The following is a 20,104-nucleotide window of genomic DNA, read 5'->3' as shown; positions in this document are numbered from 1 at the left end:
CCTCATTATTCACTTAGCCAGCCAAACATGTTCTCATCAAGAGCAAACATAATGTCGAAATAAAATCCATCTAAGTTATAACCTTGAGGGTCTAAGTCACTATCAGCAAATCCCATAAAATTATATCCAACGCCAAGACGAATATTTCTATAAATTATATAGTTTGTCCCGATACCAACTGAATAACGTCGACTATCAAACCAGTCAGTACCTAATATTCCGCCATGAACATCAAAATCCCAACGTGTATCAAAGTTATAAATTAATCTTGCATCAAGTATGGTGGATACGGAATTGTAATAATCATCGTAATATGAGAAATCTTCTAGTTTAATTCCCAATCTACCAGATAATATCCAATCATTTGACCACTCAAGATTTTGATGAGTAGAAAATATATGGGCTTCTCTTTTGTTTTCATTATCTTCAACTTTCCATTCGTAGGATGTTAGAAGGTGATAATTATTCTTTAATCTTGGTCTATAAGCAGCAGCGATACTTAAATGGTTATCCCAAGTGTTCTTTGCCTCTTTTTTATCTACGTATCGATACTCTTCCCTAACTAAACCACTCCAATCTTGGTTTAAGCGTGTGATCCATGCACCAAGGAAACCATAATAGTTTTCCTGATCGCCACGCCTAAATTCCATTCTCCCCGTTGTTTTAAAGTTAGGGTTACGTATATCGGCCATACCCAAAGAAACGGCAAAGCCTGACTCTTTATCTCCTTTTAAAACCTCTACATACTCAACTGATGGATCAACGCTGATACCTGGAACAACTTCAAACTGACCGCGGTAACCGTTAGCAAGTTCCATCATTTTTCCGTCGCTAACACCACGTTGTCTAAACTCATTAAATGTACTGCCTCCATGCTGCCAGTCTATATCAATACCAGTAGTTAACTGACTTGTTGTCCCACTACCTAGATTATTAATACCCGTAAGTGAATCAATGTATTCATATTGACTATAAACGCTGGCCTGTTTGTGTAACTGCCAATCTGCTTTTATATTAAAACGCTGTTTACTCTTATGACCAAAGCTTCGTTCGTATTCAGAATCGATACGACCCGGCTTATTAAATAAATTAAATGTTCGACCTAATCCTAAAATAGCCGTTGTATAACTTTCAGTTTGATCTTCTGTTTTATTTTTTATATAACGGCTACCTAATGTCGTTGTCCATTTGGAACCCAGTATTTTTGAATCAATATTTACTGCTACAGACTGTTGATGATCTTTAGTTAATAATTTTTCTGAATGACTAGCATTAATATTTAAATTCATTAAACCGGATAATTTTTGTCTATGTCGTAATTTAAACTCCTGTCTTCCAGCTACTACTGGTGCTGCAGAATTAGAAAAATCATCATCTGCATATGAGTATTCTAATTCCGAGAAACTTCCTGGGTTCCAATCGCGTTTTAGTTTTAATTTATAAGCCATTGCATTGGACACTTTTTTAGTTTCATCGATTGATGATGTCGCACCAAGCATTTCATCTTCAGAAAGTCTATCGTGCGATAAGGATGCGACGGATGCTTTAATCTCTGTTTTATTATTTATATTATAATTTGCCCAAATACCACCTAAGTGATAACCCGTAGCGTCACTGCTGTTAAATTCATAACTAAAACCCGAGTCAAAATATGAATTAAACTTATAAAAGCCTCGCGTACCCACTACTTCATACTTCTTCCCATCACCATCTAAATCATAAGCAATACGAATTTTAACTGGATTAAAATCCTCATCAAACATTGGGATGACACGATTAAACCTGATAGCACCTGTAAAATAATCAATTGTATAATCAAAATAACGTTTGAGAGATGTCTCATTTATTATAAGGCCTGGGTTCTCTCTACTATAAGTAATAAGAGAGACAATGTCTGAGTGACGGACTAACCTACCATCAGTCAACGTATAATCCATCGCAGTACCATTACCAGGTACTTCCTCTACCTTGTGTAAATCTTCTGCCTGTGAGCCATATAATTGGAGGCGAACAGAACCTTTATCAAACGCACCACTAAAACCATTAAGGATTTGACTTGTTCTTGCTAAATCATATTCATATACACCGTCGGATGTACTGAAATCACCCCACATTGCATAACTGCGATCCCTTTCAAGTTTAACGAATAATTTAGAATTACTTCTCGCATCATACCCCCTGATACTTGCGTCACCGGGAGCAGGATAGTAACTATCAGGTGAGATTTCTCTTTGTAATGCCTCATCTTCTTTTGTCGAGTCATAGCTTAATGTTAAGTGTAAATCTCCTTTAATATTACCTTTCATGAAAATAGCGGCTCTTTCATCGTCAGAATATTTGTTATTTTCAAAACCCTCTTTTTGTGCAGACGGTACTAACCCTGAAAATTTACCATATTTACCAGTGTAACTAACGATACCGTTAACAAATAAAGGTCGATTTGCTGCAACCTGATAAATATCTACAATATCTTCAAGCGCATTTAGTTCAGCTTTAACTTTGATTTTTCCTGATTCGTTACCACTACGCAGATGGATTGTTTTTATCCCATTAATTACTCGAACCTGATAACCATTAATAGATTCTTGAATATCTGGTTCTAACCAAGGTAATCCCATATCATTATTCAGTGTTACAAAGTAAATACCACGCGCTAAATTTCCAAACTCATCAGTTAATTTTAGTGTTATTGGTATTGCAGATCGTCCACCATCAGCTTGTAATGATTTATCGTCTAAGATTAATTCTATATTTTTCGCTGATTTAGGATGACGAAATTCTTTTTCTAACAATATTCTTTCATTACCAAAACTATCCATTGTTTTTATTTGAGCAAGGTTTATACCATCATTAAGTTCCACCCCATACCAAGCTAATATTTGAGCCCTTTCCTTTTTATTGATAATACGTTCACCAAGTTGGGTATCATCAACTAGCTCACCATTAATATATAAGCTAGGGTTAACATCACCTCTAATAACGACAATAAAACGACCATCATAACTGTATTCGCCTTTTGGCCAGTACCATGTACCTTGTTTTGCTTCAGACTGAGTAATCGTTTTTACCTCTTCCTGAGGTAGCGGAACCTTATCCTCTATAACATTATCAATAGTTAATTTATCATCATCTAAAATACGGTCATATATTGTTTCTTTTGGTTTATTCTCAATATTATTTTCAATCAACTTTTGTCGTAAATTAGTTAAACTATCTTGCTTGTGACTAAAACCAATTCTTACTCCAACGATATTCTCAGAGATAGGATAAATATATGCCTTCTTTTTAATATTACGTGGCAATTTACTGATAAAATTTTCAGCTTCTATCTGATTTCCTTCAAATGTTTGCAAAGCATAGCCTTTAAATGACGATAACTTTGATACACTTTTTGTTTTATTATCGCCCTTATTTTTAGGGCCACTAACAACACCGGATACTAGATCTGAGGTGTTCACTTTTTTTGAATTTGTCTTATTATTACCATTACTTTTTACTTGTTCTTCGAATAACCAGTCACCATTGATGTTTTCATTTCGTTTTTTTAGTTCCTCATAAATTTCTTTTTGATTATCTGTTGGGCATGGGGTAACAAAATCAGCCTTGTGCATTTCCCCCCCCCTGAGATCAATAAATTGAGAAAATGGTACTCCTGCATTTCTACTTCCATTTACAGATAGTTCAATACCATCTGGTAATGTTTCTCTATCAACTTTCAGTACGTGATTTCCAGGCTCAATACCAAACATTGAATACTGACCATTTTCATCTGTAATAACATAATCACCAGTTTCTAAATATATTTTCACCCCACCAATCGGCCAGATATCACTTTTCATTAACTTATTACATTTGGCATTAATAAATACACGACCAAAAATAATACCATTGTCGGACATCACGCCAGTTTGAGAGGGTTTGATCTGATAATTATCGACATTTGATGTGATTAGGTCTTTACCAGCCATCGTAGTGGCTGCGGCATAGGCGTAATTAATTCCATCAGAATCAATCGCCCCCGCAGATAACTGTAAGACATAATCAAGCGTATATACACCATAGGCAGGCTCAAAGTTTATCCCTTTTAGTTCTCCAATAGAAAATGTATAAGTATCTTTATTTTCATTCGTTATTGGATCATCTATCTTTACCTCATTTAGACGAGCACTACCTTCTATATATTTAAATCCATACGGAATCTTATCAATAATTTTAGCATTATAAAGAGATCCATCTGGCAAGGTGTTATTTACTGTTATTGTATATTTAACAAAGCTACCAACTTCAGCTGTTTTTTTATCCGCCGTTTTACTTAATGTTAATTTTCTATCGACAACTCCTGGATCAATAGGAATATCGAATTGATTCACTAATGTTCTACCTCTAATAGCAAAGGTGCCAGAATCAGCAATATCTTCATTACCAAAGGGACCATAAGATTCAGGCTTAACATTAAAAGTATTAAATGTATTAACATCTGTATAATTTGAAGGCCACGCAAACCCTGTTGGAGGATCAACAGAAATAAAGTAATCTTCATCATCAGATTTAATTAATTTAGGATATAATGCAATACCATTTTCGTTCGTCTTCACTGACGCAATAGGAGCCTTATAATTGTCAACATTAGGCCCTCTTACTTTAGCATTAGGGGCGGAACCATTTGTAGTTTGATAAAAATGTACATCTACATTTTCTACAGGTCTAAATGTCGTTGTATCAAACACAGTGAACTCTGGACTTATCTTGGCAGTGGTATCCAGAATAATTTTTGCAGAGCCACGACGCATAACATCTAAATAAAGCACATCATCCGTTTCTGACTTAATTTCACAATTTTCAGCCGTAGTTCCGTTTAGAAACTCTGCGTTAAAATTAACCAGTGCTGTTATTCCTGTAACTAAGTCTGAGAGCGCCGAAAAACCTGCGCCAGTCCCAGAAGGAACAAGATTGCTACTGGTATCATCCAAACAGTGATCTTGTTTAACACGAAGAAAATCTTCATCAATCAAAGATGCATGGAGCGGTATAATACTCCTAAATATACCTGTATTCGCCCCAGTTTCAGCAAACATCCAATGAAATGCGTCTTTACCTTTTTCAGTTCTTACCATGATTGGGTAATGAGAACTTTCTGGGCCAATAATATCGATAACTGAACGATGCATATTGGCTTCTACTAATTCAATACGCGCGCTAATTGCATCAAGCTTTACATCAAATTCTTCTGTTTCTTTAACAAAATAAAAATCGTTATCAATATAGTGGTCATCATCAGAATGCCTTACTAAAACATTTTGACTTGCTGCAAATAATTCAGGATTAAATAATTGAAATCTAATTACTTGATTATTATTAGGGTCAACCGCAAACGTAGAGATATCATCAAACAAGGTATTACAAACTTTACTACTTTTAGTTACCGTGTTTTCAGAGTCAGAGATCTCAGCTTCCGCTCTAGAGTAAACTTGAAGAGGACTCAAATCACCGCGTGGTAAAATAGTATTCGCTTCTAGATAGTAGCTAAAGTGTCCAGATTGCCCTGGTTTTAGGTGATCAGGAGATACAAGAAAACCTATCTTTTCTACATTACCATCGCCATCCCAAGTACCGTAATCGTGCCAGTCTAAGGTTTCATTTTCTTGTTCTAATAAGAACGAGTTATTAATTCCAACAACGACGAGCCCTCCATTAAATACGCCGTTTGAATTAGGCATAGTAAAATTAATAGGCGCATGATCTCTAAGTGGAGTCCCGTCATCATTAAGTTTATCTTGTTTTAACCGCACATTGGCAGGGAGTGTTACCGTAATCAATACACCGGTCACATAAGATGAAAGTAATTGACCCGCTGCATTTTTAGTAAAAACGAGATAACCATCAGGGGATACATCAGGTAATTTATTACCAATGCTATTATAGTGGACAATATATTCCATGTCGCCAAGTGGGCCAACATGCTGAGAACAAATAGGATTATTATGAATAGTAAGATTAATTACTGAGCCATCTACAACAACAACCTTTATATTACTAATTTCTGATTTATTATTATTCCCAAGTGAAACAATATCAGCGCTTAAGTTATAAAAATCGCCTTCAACAGCATGACTTGGAATCGATATTACGTAAAGTAATGCTGTTATTTCATCAACACCAAGAATAGGCGTTGTATAATTTCCATCACTGTCTTTTTTTAATTCATCCTCACCAGCATCAAGAATCCCATTTCCATCAAAATCATTATAAATTTTTATATCACCAGAATTAAACGAATATATATCACCATTATCTCCTGGAAAATTAATTACATTAACTTTATAACTATCTTTTGTATTACTGGTATTTCTAATTGTAATAGGTATATTAATCGTTGTACCTGCTGCTGCTAATCTTTGGTTATTTTCATCTTCAACATCACTAAAATCAGTAATTAGTTCAAAATCATAAACACGTGCAACAGTAATTGTCGCAATATTAGAAATAACCGAAATATTTGTTCCAGATTCTGGATCAAAATATGTTATCTGCGATTGATGCGTGATTCTTGTCCCTGCAGGAGTAAGAGCAGCGACATAGAAACTATTGCAACATAGAATGAAGATAACTAATAACTTAAAAATAGTTACCACATAATAGGATGCCATTGCGATCTCCAGGGGAAAAAGAAAAGGGCTTATTAAACGAATTAGCAATACGCTTAATAAGCCCCCCTACAACCGTAGGGAGGACTTTATTAATGTGATTTAATCAACAGTTACTGAGAAGTGACTGATAATCTTATCACCAGGTGCAAGAGTACCAATGGTGTAAGAAACACCAGAACCTGTCACAGCTTGAGTTACAGAGCCAGCGGTATGACTAGTAGCATCAGGATTACATAGAGGACCTAGGTTATCTGACGTTAGTGAATATGTAGCAGCACCAAATAACACAGGAGCAGTAATTGAGTTACGACATGACTTAAGTTCACCAATATTTGCACCAGCGTTTATATCTAGGAACGTGGTATATTCGGTTAACTCGTCAGTTACAACTACATTAAGTGCATTGTCTGTACCTTCATTCACTGCAACAAGCTTCCAAATAATACATTGACCAGGCTCAACGAGCGTAGAATGTCTTTGTTGGAAACCACCATCGCTATCTGGATTCGAGTCACAATTTGCGTCAAGATCTACATATTTGTACAGACGTAGCTGACCTGCGATAACTTCTGAGTTATCTTCAGCCTGCGCTGTAATAGTAGGAGCTGAAACAACGACAGCAGTTAGTGTTGTCTTATTCACAGTACCCGCAGTGGCGTTAGTTGGAGCAAATACAGTATTCAATAAAGGAATACTTTCACCCGGTTCTAACTGGATATTTGGCTGTAAATCAGTACCATCACTTGCGTCACATTGCACTTCAACAGTGATTGGAGTACCACCATCCATTGGAACAACATTAATGGTTCTATCACCTGCATCACACAAGTTACCAATCTCAACAGGTAGGCCCGTAGTGTTATCTAAAATAGTTAACGTATTATCAAAGCCATCTCCTGCTTTATCGTTTGCTGAATCTAGAGTGATGTACTCCCTTGTATTACCAGTATTGGATAGGAAGTGTTCATACGCAATACCACCACCAGCTTCAATTTGGTTTGACAGCGTAGTAGGTGTGTAATCAATACTCGCAATCGTACGAACATCAAATGCTTCTACTTTAATATCTGTCGCGCCAGAACCCGCTGAGGTTACTTGGATAAAGATAATATAATCATTATCGCCATCACTGTTTGCATCTATTGCACTTGCTTGCTCACCAGTATCAAATGGCGCCACGGAATCATTCGCTTGCGCACGAGCATAGATTGGATCCAATGGAACGGTTATTTCTGCTGTTAATAGTTGTGTACCATTAGCAGGAATAGGAGGTGTAGTCGTAATGACAGTATTAGTACCAGCAACATCTACAGTACCATCTGAATTTGTATCGATACCTGCATCTTTAAACACGATAGTCCAGTTTGTTGGCATGTCCGCAAGCCAAGCTGTACTACCGGTGTCATAACTACCACCAGTGGTTAGCGTGAATGAATCTGGACTGCCGCCTTCGTTCGCAATATATATTGTCGTTGTATACGTTTGACCAAGTTCTACATCATTAAATATACCAGCGACATCAGCAGGATCTAATGTACTATCTGTTACATCGACAGGATCCACGTTGGTTGCAGGATCTGGCGTAATTTGTTGGTTTGCCACATCCACCGTTGGTGGTGATACCGCAGTCAAACTTTCAGTTTTCGATGATGAAATTGTTGGATCATTGGTAGAAGTAATAGTTGTTGTTGCATTAAATGGCGCCACTGCATTATGAGCATCTGGTGGTAAACGAACAACAACACGTATTAGCATTTCATTACAGTTCAACGCAATTCCATCTTCAGTTCTTGCAGCATCTGCAGGTAAACCTGAATTTAAACACGTTGCTGAAGGAACAGGTCCAGTATCAGGAATACTATTGCTGTTATTATCTACTAACTGAGCAGTACCTGTTGAGTTCCAATAACTAAAGGTTGTGCCTGCAGGGAAAGTATTGCCCGCACTACCTGGTGCCGGTGTGGTAACATCAAACATATCAATTTTGTTACCGTTGTTCGCCACTTTGTTATAAAGGAAGAACTCGCTACCAGTAGGTGCTGTAGTGATAGTTTGAGTATCATCAGAAGTACTGTCGTCATCACCACCTAAACCACTTGTACTCGTTGTACCCGTATCGGACACATCAACACCTGTGGTTGTTTCTGTAACGACTTCTGTTGGGTTTGAAGTACTTGGTGGAGGACCTGTTGGATCAGCACACTCACCGGCGTCTGTTGTATCACCATCGCCGTTTAAATCTGAACAGGCAAATGCACTGTTTCGGATTACCACATCACCATCAACAACAGCTGGTGAATAAGCAACATAGAAGGTCATTGATACAGAGGTGAAAGATGGTAATTCAGCATCGACAGCATATAGACCTGCAATATTATCATCCAGAGCATCGCCATCAGAGTTGAAATCGGTACCACCTGCAATGAGGTTCTCACCACTTGCTTCTGTTGAACCATCTTGGTCTAAATCAACGCCATGACTTGTCTCGTCAACAATATTTGCAGCATAAGTGGTTGTTGTGTCACCATATGTAGCCAAGAGACCGTCTGATCTAGGGTTATATTGTGTCAATGTAGCTTGACCTTGAATAATGGCAGTATTAGCTGGCTGACCATCAAAAATAGTCACATTATCAGCGTTTGTATTACCATTGTTCGCCACCGTTACAACATACTCGATCAATTCTACTGGATGGTCAGTGGCTACATTATTATCCAGATCTAAGCCAAATGAACTTTCCGTATAACCTAGGCCCGTTAAGTGAGTAGATGACTTATTGATATCAATTACAGCATTGTTAGTTACTGTAATTACATCGGCGTTAGTACCGTTAGTAGAGTCATTGTTTGTACCTACATCAGTTACAGAACCTGTAATTGGGGTATTAACCACACCACCATAATTATGCGCTTCAGCTGTTAAGGTAACCCCTAAGGTATCACTCAGATTCGCTGTTGCAGGCACACCCACGCCAACGATCAAGTTCATTGTTTGACCAGCTAATAATGTAATGGTGTCGCCGCTTGTGAATTCTGTTTCACCGGCATCTGGCGTACCATTTGTGTTAGCATCATCAAACAGTTTCAATGTTACTGAATCTATAGTGTCGGTACGACCATCCCCTGCAGGTAAACCATCAGCAAAGGTCAATGTATAAACATCTTGACCATTACCGGTGTTGGTTACCACGTGAGGGATGTAAATGGTTGAACCAGGAGCAGCAGATACATCGTTATCTGATTCGATGGTTGCACTGTAGATTTGTTGTACAGTCACAACTGATTCGTTCGAAGAAGCTCTGTATGTATTACCAGCCGCATCTTCATACGTTACGGTTGCTAAGTTTTTAATATCAGTTCCGGCTGCTGTGGCTGCAAGGGCTTGACTAGACAAAGCACCTGCACCTACTGATATTAAACCCGCAGCAAACCACTTCATTATGGGTTTTAGTTGCGTATTCATGTAGTATTTACCTTCTAGGTGTTAATTGATCTTCGTATTACTTAGCTAATCCCTTGCATCCGCACGGGCCTCAACTTTGATTATTTAACCTCGATACGATAGGTGTATATCTGTTGCTCTGATGCTTTAATTGGACCTTCAGGGATCCAACGTACATCGGTATATTTCTCTGGTGGTATAATGACCTCCACTTTTTTACCATCTTTCATTATTTCGCGTTTAACGGGCTCAGTTTCGAAAGTGCTACCACCATCAATACTGACCAAGAATTTAGATTCAATAATTGTTTTACCGGTATTACCTACATATTGAGTATTTTCAGGGATTGGGCCGGTAATAACTAAACCAGATAATGATTGATCACTATGATTTTTATAAACCAGTTGATATTCAACTGTATCTTTAGGTGAAACTTCATCAGCAGGCTTTAATAATTCTTTGCCATTTTTATCAACTTCGATTAAATAGGCATTCATTTGACTTGTTAGCGGTTGATTAGCAGAAGCAGAAAACGCAAGTGCTAAATTAAGTAAAAAAATTAATATTAAGTTTTTCATACTTACTCCATTTAAATATAAAAGACACAATGTCAGAAAAGCATCATGCTAATCGCATGCCAATAAATAAATCATTATTTTTCAGTAGATTAAATTAAAATTAATATAATGGCGACGCATATTGAGAATAATTAAATCATTTTTATATATATAATTGCCTCCTGAAAAAAATTAATAGCTATATATAAATAATATTAGATAAACTGAATTTATTAATACCATTCTTAAGAAAAACAATATTATTATTCAATAGAAACTTTATATTTTAATGTACCTATTTGCCCTGGCAATAAGTCACCTGTAAGTGTCCACTGAATTTCACCTTTATATCCAACAGTATTAGTGCCATGTGTTGTATTCACGACACAACTTAATACAGAAGAAGAACAATTTACGGGTTCTGAGAGTTTCGTAAATGGTGGTGTATTCTCATAAATTACGATATCTCTTATTGGGCCTGTGCCGCTATTTCTATAAGTTATCTCATATTCAAGAATATCGCCAGGTTCTCCATTATTCGTTAATAATGGTGAGTTATCTTTAGAAATATTATTAACTGTTAAAGATAAACTTAACTGACCAGAACCTGCATACGTTATTTTAGTCGTATCTTCTACCACAACTTGTTTAGTTAATTGAGGAGAAACACCTGTTAATTCAACGCTTGCATTTATTTTATATGCATATTGAGTATTAAAATAAGCATTAGCAGGAACAAATACACGACTAATTAAACATATATCAGTCAAACCTGTATAAAGTATTGCTGAATTTAAAATAACTTTATTATCGACATTATTTATATTTCCATCACAATTTGTATCGTAATAAAGAGTAATACTCCAACCACTAGAGTCTGTGTATCTACTGTCTTTCTCAATGGTAAATGTAACATTCGCAGATGTTGCTAATTTAAAACGATGAGGGAATAAAACGGCTTTGTTTGGTTCAGTCTCTTTAAATAGATTTTCAGTCAACGATGGCATTGCGACTTTACCAAAATTTAGCCCTGTTACATCATCACCCGCAAAAGCATTCACTGACATTTGTCCATCTTGATTACTTGTACTAGTGACTTGACTTACTCCTGTAATATTGGCTTCACTCACCGCAATCCATCTTGATTGAGGCACCACATTTAAAATTAAATTCTTACCTGAATAATCTACACCCAATACAAAACGGTAATATCCATCTCCGCGAGTCGTTTTGGTTGATATGATGTCACCAGTAGTAATGCCTGCAACTCCACTGTCATTAAACGTTACTGTTACATCAAAATCACTGAGACCACTTTCACCACTATCTTTAATACCGTCATGGGCCGTACCACTTGAAACACCATTATCATCAAATATGAATCCACTTAATACTATACGATTAAGTAATTCAAATACGTGATCTTCTACTTCTCCATCATTCGCCTCTCCCGTCGGCGTGTTGCAATTTGATGGTGCAGAGCAGAACCTAATTCGCATCGTCGTTTCACCGCTATACCCATTCGCACTCGCGGCATCAAGATCAATAGAAACAGAATTGGCACCAGCGTTAAAATAACTATCGTTAACAATATGCTCATTTGCATCGTCAAAGTCATAATCACGATTTAAGTCAACCCAAACATTCACATATCCAGCTCCGACAAGAGGAACGTCAATGTTAGTTGGTGTTTCGACAATAATTGGTGAAGGAATAGAAAGCTCTTCATCATTCAATGCATGATCATTATCCCCCGTTGCCTGAGCACTGACTTTCGCTTCAAACTCGGGATCGATATTCGTCCCCAATAAGAAGTCTCCAATGCCATCAGGCACATTTGAGTTGTCTGTATTATTTATGTTATCAACGTATAAGTGAGATGCCGTTGGGTATTGACTATCTCCATCACTGAAATCTTTTGACTGATAACACCCTGCAACATCAGAATTCACTTGGGAACTGGTATTCAATACTTTTTGGAATGTCACAGCAGCGGTAGGCACATTAATTCTATAAACAGCTGATATATCTGAACTATCTATTGTATTATCATTATTCGTATCATGATTACCACCATTGGTAAATACATACAAATTGGTCATATTATCCATCACCAACGCTTGTGTTTGTAAATTACCACTTCCATCCACAGTAGGTGACGCCAATCCATTGAACTGTAATGAGGTTCTGCTTACATCTCCAGATGTTGTTATTTGATATAAATACCCAGCCACAATATCTACGGCATAAATATGATGACGAATACTATCAACCGCAATATCATCACCAGCAGAGATCCCCGTAATACCTCCCGTGAAGTTGAAATCAATAACTGACATCTCTTGCGTTGCAACATCGATCCTTATTATCGAGTGCCATGCAGGGTTCCATACATATAAGTATTGGTTATCAGAAGACATCGCACCGGCAGTAGGGCTAGCAAGAGCAGCTGTACTGAAAGGATTCCCTTTAGAAATAGCAACAGAGTTGCCATCAGATAGCTTAATATCAATATTACTATCACCGTAAACATAACCTAAATCAACGACATTTGTAGCCGAGCGATCGGTAACAAAAAGATGCAACTCTTGCGTAGTCGTATTCTCAAACACGCCGTAAATGTAGCCATTGCTTGTATCAAAACCTATGGCATTAAGCCCAGAAATATTTGACTGATTAATAACAGTTAATGGTGATTCTATTGCTGTTGTATCTAAAGGATTATTAGCCAAGTTGAGTCGCTCAAATATGTAATTTGAGCTAACAAAACGTGTTTGAAGTGCAGTATCACAGGTGCTGTTACTTGATAAGGCATAAAACAGGAATCTATAGTCCTCTACTTCGCCAATATCCACAGTACTGTCAATTCGGTCACACGCACTTGAGTCACAGACTCGAATCCTAAAGAAGGAATACCCATACGTAACGTTGCTAGGAACTGAGACACTAAAGTTATTTATTCCATTATTAGCATTAGTACTGCTTATAACTTTCTCGCCAGAATCATCCCAATCACCATCACGATTAAAGTCAAACCAACCATATAGGTGGATAGGATTTGCTTGCGCTACAGTATCGGCATTGACAGTGACAGCCACATTAATGACTTCACCAGCTGCGGCAAAAGGTACGCCATCAATTTCAGAGACAGAGAAGGTGACGCCGTCCTCATCATCCAAATTGGTAGCATCATCAGCAAGTGCTATAGGATTTTGATAACTACCTAAATCTGTATCCCATTGAGCCCCTAATCGTAAATCAATTTCTCCATTATCGTCATCATCAGACTGAACATGTGCAGCGCCATTATTTGAATAAGTCGTTGTATAATCACCGACTCCTGTTGATGCAGAAATATCCGGAGCGTCACCAAGATCAGGGCCCAACACAACGGGAGCTTTAGTAAAGCATGCTTTTTGTAGGTTCCATGCCGCTCCCGTACTACCAGAGAATCCGAATCGCACTTTATCTTGATTATTAAAGTGACTGACAAAATCAAAAGTAACGTTTCCTATCTCAACACCATCTAAATAATACCGGAAGTTATTCGTTGCAGGCTCCCAATAAAACTGTGTGATGTGGTATCTGCCATCTTCTAGTTCACCGGTCAGTGCTCCATCCGCAGTAGGGCCACCAACCGCAACAGGATCCATCAATGTAATAGCATCATTACCCGAACTTAAATCACCATTTAGATAAACCGCGGTATGATCAATATAATTTGGCGTGCCGCCAGCAGTACTCAGATCGTCATTGTAGCCATTACCTGCATTATCATAAGTATCAAATTCAAAAATAACCGATGGACTTATTGGACCATCGCCTCCAGGGCCAACACCTAGTAATCCCCCCCATGAACCGACGGCGTTGAAACCACGGGAATCCGTTGTCATGATAAAAGTCATGCCATCGGCACCGGCTTCTATTGTTCCAGTACCAGCATTACAGCCGCTGTTACATGATCTGTCTCCCAGATAAACCGCTAATTCAAAATATTGCGGAACACCAAGATCAATGAGGTCATAACTCCACAGATAACCACGCTGACTTGTTGTTTCTTCAGTAATAATGTACTCGTTAGTTGCCGCATCGAGTTTGGCATCCCCTCTTTCTTCAACCATGGGTGCTACACATATACTAGGCTGTACTGTTGTAACTACTGTTGGAGTTTCTGTGTCGCTATCATTTGAAGAGACAGTATCTTGTAATTTCGCAGAAAGCACCTCACCCACAAGAGGAGCTGGCGATGTTGTTTTCGTAATAAACCTTAATGTCGCATAGTCATCAAAACCGACACCAACATTACCGAGATTTAATTGTTTAGTTGATTCATCATAAATACCTGGCGCCAATTCAGTTTGGCCATCACCTTGATAAGCTTTTATGAAAATATAATCATCAGGAATTGTCATTTGTAAGATGACATCACGCACAATAAATGAACTGTGGTTTCTGACAGATACGACAAGATTAAAAGGAATACCATTAGTGACAGTTTGACCAGGATCGAGTGCTAACTCTACTTCAATATCTCCAGTAGGCATCAAAGAAATGGCATGATCTTCAACCTCACCTGAAGCAGATAAACCTGTTGGCGTGTTACAGTCTGAGCTGGTCACACAGGTTCTTAAACGGATGAAACTATCAACAGGCTGAACATGTGCAGGAACAGGGAGCGTTAATTGCACTGAACTTGCTGATGTTGAAATAGTTGAGGTAGATAGGGTTTCGTCAGAGAAGGTACCATCACCATCAAAATCGATCCAAGCATAGATATGGCCAGAAGAAGAAGCAGGCGTAACGGGGATATTAAAGGCCAATGAGTTCAATGAACTATCAGCACTAGAAGAATCAAGATACCCATAAAATATTGGCTTTGTTAACGCATGCTCATCATCTGAGCCAGCATTATCATCACCGTCTGCACTCGTCGATGCAGCAGCTTCAGTTTCATGGTCTGAACTTCCACTACCAATTTGCGGTAAACCACCATTTGTTACGTCATGCATTGGCCCACCAGAGGCGAATAATGTGGCGTAACTATCTGGTGCATCAGCAAAGTCAGTTAAGAATTGAGCATTACGGCACATTGCAGCATCACTACCTATATTAGGATTTAATGCCGCGATATTATCTTTAACTAAGTATCCTGTAATCGACGTTGCAGAAGAGCTTGAAACAGGAAAACGCCAGATTTCTTCATTATTGTGGTCATACATATAAAGTACGCCCTGTGCATCAAAGAAGAGGCCTGTGACATTACTTGGGGTATTTGAAGTAATTAACGACGATGTAACCGTATAATTAGAGAAATTAAAGGTTAAACGGTAAACATCGTTATTATTACCCACAGCAAAGGCAACGTTACTATTGGTTGGATGAAATGCGATATCTTGGAAATTGATCGCACTCGATAAACTAGTGGTCCCTACCACTGACAAATAATTAGCACTTTTTGAATCAACATTAATGAAGCGAACATTTGACTGATCATCGATTACAACCAAAATATCATCATCACTAATATCACCTGCTACGTAATCCCTTGCAGAATCCAACCCAACATTCACGCTGAATATTTTATAACCAGCCGAATCAACCGCAACTACGCGTTGAGTCGCTATATCTATACCAAATATTCTGTTCTGTTGAACACTAAAGCCAAACGCATCGTAATCATTATTACTTGAACTTGTTGCCGTTACAGATGCAGTAACGGGGGACAATTTCGCAAAATAGCTATTTGCACCTGAAGAGAAACGATATGGGTTAACAAATGCCACTGAAGGACAAGTTGAAAAAGCACTGCCTAACAATATGTCGCCAAAATTAATCACTTGATCTGAGGTAACACTACCTAATTCAACTTTGTTCGGCGAGGTTGAAATAAAGCCGCTACTGTCTCCTATCTCGCTAGCAGGAGAAGGAGGACAGGCTGACGTAGTACTGGATGAGGTTTCATACACATCATAATCATTACCGAATGTAATATCGAAACTGTAAAGCCCATTGGCATCGGTTGATTCATATTGACACGTATTATTAGTTTTATCATGTAAAGTAATCAATACATTACTGATACCCGACTCTGCGCCACCACTAGGTGATTGGTCGGAATTTAGATCTCTATAAACTTCACCAGAAACAGTTAGTTGCTCACCAATAGTAATAGGATAATCTTCCACCTCTCCGTCTGTGGCAACAAGGTGACTAGGCGTAATATTGCCTTCTGGATGTTTACACTCATCTTCAACAGAGCAAACCCTAAAACGTAAATAGCTTGATCCTAAACTTGCAACACATACGATTAATTGATCAGTTAAAGTAACTTCTCTCACTCTTGATCCAGAAGAGAAGTCTTCTGTATGACGGAAGAAGATATCTTCAGTACCGAATTCACCGTCTCTATAAATATCTATCCATGCATTGATATATGCTGTTGATAAAAAGTCATTGTCAGCGGTGACGGTAAACGTTATATCTTGTCTTGTACATCTTGGTAAATAGAGAGGACCTGCGTATCCATCATCACTGCTGTCAGTAAATGAAGTTGTTGTACCATTATCGGCATTCCAAATACTTCCTAATTTGATGTTAACCTGACCATCACCATCACTATCCGCTTTACGATGCATAGGAATAGGGTCGCCATCTTGTGTCCATATAGAGGCATAATCACCCTGCGCTTTGATGTAAGTATTAGTATCTACAGCATCACCAAAGTCATATTCACTACTTTGGATGTTCATCCTTTTATCTTCTACTTCACCATCATCAATGTGACCTGTGGCATTTAAATTGCCACCAGATGGACATGAATCGGTTGAACATATTCTTGAACGAATAAATACATCACCCGTCGAATTGTAAAGTGGCACTCTGTAATTAAGAAAATATTTGTTGTAAGTGTCGCTTGTTGCCGGTAGCGCTCTTTGTTCAGCAAAAAGGACTTCGTCAGTGTCAAATGTCCCACTTTGATCCCAATCAATCCAAGTTTTCATAATATAAGCAGCGGCAGGGTGACCGGAGTTAGTGTCTATACCAGCAGTAAATGTTAGCTTAATCGCATCCCCCGCATAAATATTGGTGACTTCAGGTGAAGAGTTATCCGCTAATATTTGCTGAATTGAAATCCCATCTTCGTCATCTGTACCATTAGTATCATCTGCAGTGGCTGTAGCGTTTTGCAGATTACCGCTGTCATCATCCCAATTGGTACCAAGACGAAAATCAATCACTCCATCTGCATCAGTATCTGAAATTTTATGTGAAGGACCACCACTACCACTCGTTGTTTGATAATTTCCAGTGCCAGTGCCTGCACTTGTATCTGGAGCATCACCAAAATCTAATTTAGGTCCTTCAATTGAAATTTTATAATCTTCAACCTCACCACTTAATGCTCTGCCTTTCGGTACTTGGCAATCATAGGACTCCTCACCAATAATACCTCCTAAACAATTTCTTACCCTTAAATATGTTTCACCTAATACTGCTGTTTCTGGAACTGAAACAGCAACATTAATAGTTCTAATCGCTCCTTGCCCAGATTCTGTTAGTGAATGAGATATCGTACCGTAGTTAGTTAAGTCACCAGTGAAGTCATTATTGTTGTCCCAATCAATAAACAACGCCCAATCAACTTCGCTCGCAGTAAAAAAATTTAGCCTGTAAGTAATAGAAACATTAATTGTCTCACCCGCAACAAAAGTTGCTGGTAATGTCACACCATCTTCATCATCATTACCACAGCCACCAAAAGAAATGCCTGTCGCCCCACCGACCACAGCAGAATTATCATCGACATCAGCATTAGCATTACCAGTCATATACTCCTCAGAGTCCCAACAAGAGCCTAAAGTAAGAGCCGGTTCAGAATAATCACTTGACATAGAGGATCTGAAATGGTGCATAGGTCCATTTGACTCATCTGCAAAGTGCGCAACATTGGCATCAAATGGGGCATCACCTAAATCAAATGGTGAGCGTAAACTAATTTTATAATCTTCAATTTCTCCAGCAGGCTGCACACCCGTTGAAGTTAAAACTTTCTGCCCCTGTGAATCGGTTGTATAAGTACATGATGAGTCGCAAACACGGACTCTCATATAAGTTTGAAGGGTATCTATATTATGTGAGTAAAATGGAATAGTGAATGCCTGAGAAACCTCATGTGGGCTTGTAGCGTTATCTAAGTCAGCAACGAGTACCGTTGTAAAATTACCTGTTTTTGTAAAATCGATACCAACTTCTAAGTGTTTATCTGTATCGGTATTTTCAAAGTGTACATCAACATAAAAAGTATAAGTATCACCTATCCATAGAGTTTGAGACACCCCAGGGTTATTCAAAACAAGAGTGGTTCCAGTACTATGTCTGCGTATTCGAATACTGCCTTCATTTTCATCACTTGTTGTACAATTATTGAGATAGCCTAAACTCGTGTCATCTGAATTAGCTAAACTATTTGGAGAAGATTCATCTTCTGCATCCCAACATGGACCAATACGTATATCTTGAACACCGTCATTATTTTCATCTTTAAATTGGTGTGCTGGACCATTTGAGGTCAACATCGTTGCATAAGATGGCCATGCGGTTGCACTATATTGTTGATCTTGTGCATCTCCCAAATCAACAGGCTCATACCCACCTAAAATATCAAAAACGGTGATGAACATATGATAAGGATCATCTAAGTCGTCTTTTCCATCGCCGTGATAATTATTTCCAGTATCTTCGGCTCGCGGGTAATCGTCACCCTCATCATAAGCCGTATAGTTTGGCCAATATTTGATGGTATCTCGATCAATATCACTTTCTGTATGGTATTGGCTATCAAGCATCGAATGGTCATCGAAAAATTCTATTGGGTTACCGTCGTCATTACAGTTGTTTTCCCATTTAGTGAAATCATGCCACCATTCGTTATGAGAACCTTCCCCATTGAAGCTCCACCCTACATGACGACCAGCAACATACGCACGAACAGAGCCATTTACATTTATCTCATGAGAGATACGATCAGTTGAACATTTCACGGTTCCTCTAGGAATTGGTCCAACTATATTGTGATTACCTCCCATGGTGTTATCCCAATAGTGCTCGCGATCAGACATAGTACAAAAATCTGTATCCATTGCTTGATATTCAAAAATATAGAATTGCCACGGTACTTCAACATTTGCCGGAATATCTCGCCCTTCATTAAAAAAGCAAAATTTCCAGCGCATATGACCATGGTTTGAATGCCAAGCCATTGATGGTGATATACTACCGAAAAGTAAAAGCATTAATGAAACGATACGTAGACAATTCTTCAGCATGTTTAAGTATCCATAATAAAGTTATGCACGTGATGCTGTGTTATAACAAATTTGACTTTTTTATTTTTATTTCTCTTTCTTTAATATAATTGAGTAAATAAAAATAAAAGAATCAAATTTAAGAAAAAAGGAG

General features: G+C 38.1%; 4 protein-coding genes. All 4 read right to left on the bottom strand.

Annotated features, from left to right (window positions below; translation table 11 throughout):
* Positions 1-5: 5 nt before the first annotated feature.
* Positions 6-6,647 carry a DUF11 domain-containing protein gene (locus CTN01_RS08865; protein ID WP_045149088.1) on the bottom strand — a complete coding sequence of 2,214 codons (6,642 nt, stop codon included), beginning with the start codon at positions 6,645-6,647 and terminating at the stop codon, positions 6-8.
* Positions 6,648-6,746: 99 nt separating this feature from the next.
* Positions 6,747-10,109: a beta strand repeat-containing protein gene (locus CTN01_RS08860; RefSeq protein WP_045149089.1), complete on the bottom strand. Its 3,363-nt coding sequence runs from the start codon at positions 10,107-10,109 to the stop codon at positions 6,747-6,749.
* Positions 10,110-10,189: 80 nt separating this feature from the next.
* The gene (locus tag CTN01_RS08855) at positions 10,190-10,666 is read right to left on the bottom strand and encodes a hypothetical protein (RefSeq protein WP_045149091.1); all 477 of its coding nucleotides are present in this window, start codon (positions 10,664-10,666) and stop codon (positions 10,190-10,192) included.
* A 242-nt stretch (positions 10,667-10,908) separates the two neighbouring features.
* Positions 10,909-18,372 carry a GEVED domain-containing protein gene (locus CTN01_RS08850; protein WP_428838911.1) on the bottom strand — a complete coding sequence of 2,488 codons (7,464 nt, stop codon included), beginning with the start codon at positions 18,370-18,372 and terminating at the stop codon, positions 10,909-10,911.
* Positions 18,373-20,104: the final 1,732 nt, after the last annotated feature.

This window comes from Photobacterium angustum (genome assembly GCF_003026365.1).
In the GTDB taxonomy this organism is placed as follows: domain Bacteria; phylum Pseudomonadota; class Gammaproteobacteria; order Enterobacterales; family Vibrionaceae; genus Photobacterium; species Photobacterium angustum.
This window is presented reverse-complemented; position numbering and strand designations above follow the sequence as displayed.

Bases quoted from the DNA above. Each gene is read 5' to 3' on its own strand.
- CTN01_RS08860 (WP_045149089.1), bottom strand. From the start codon at position 10,109: ATGAATACGCAACTAAAACCCATAATGAAGTGGTTTGCTGCGGGTTTA.
- CTN01_RS08865 (WP_045149088.1), bottom strand. From the start codon at position 6,647: ATGGCATCCTATTATGTGGTAACTATTTTTAAGTTATTAGTTATCTTC.
- CTN01_RS08855 (WP_045149091.1), bottom strand. From the start codon at position 10,666: ATGAAAAACTTAATATTAATTTTTTTACTTAATTTAGCACTTGCGTTT.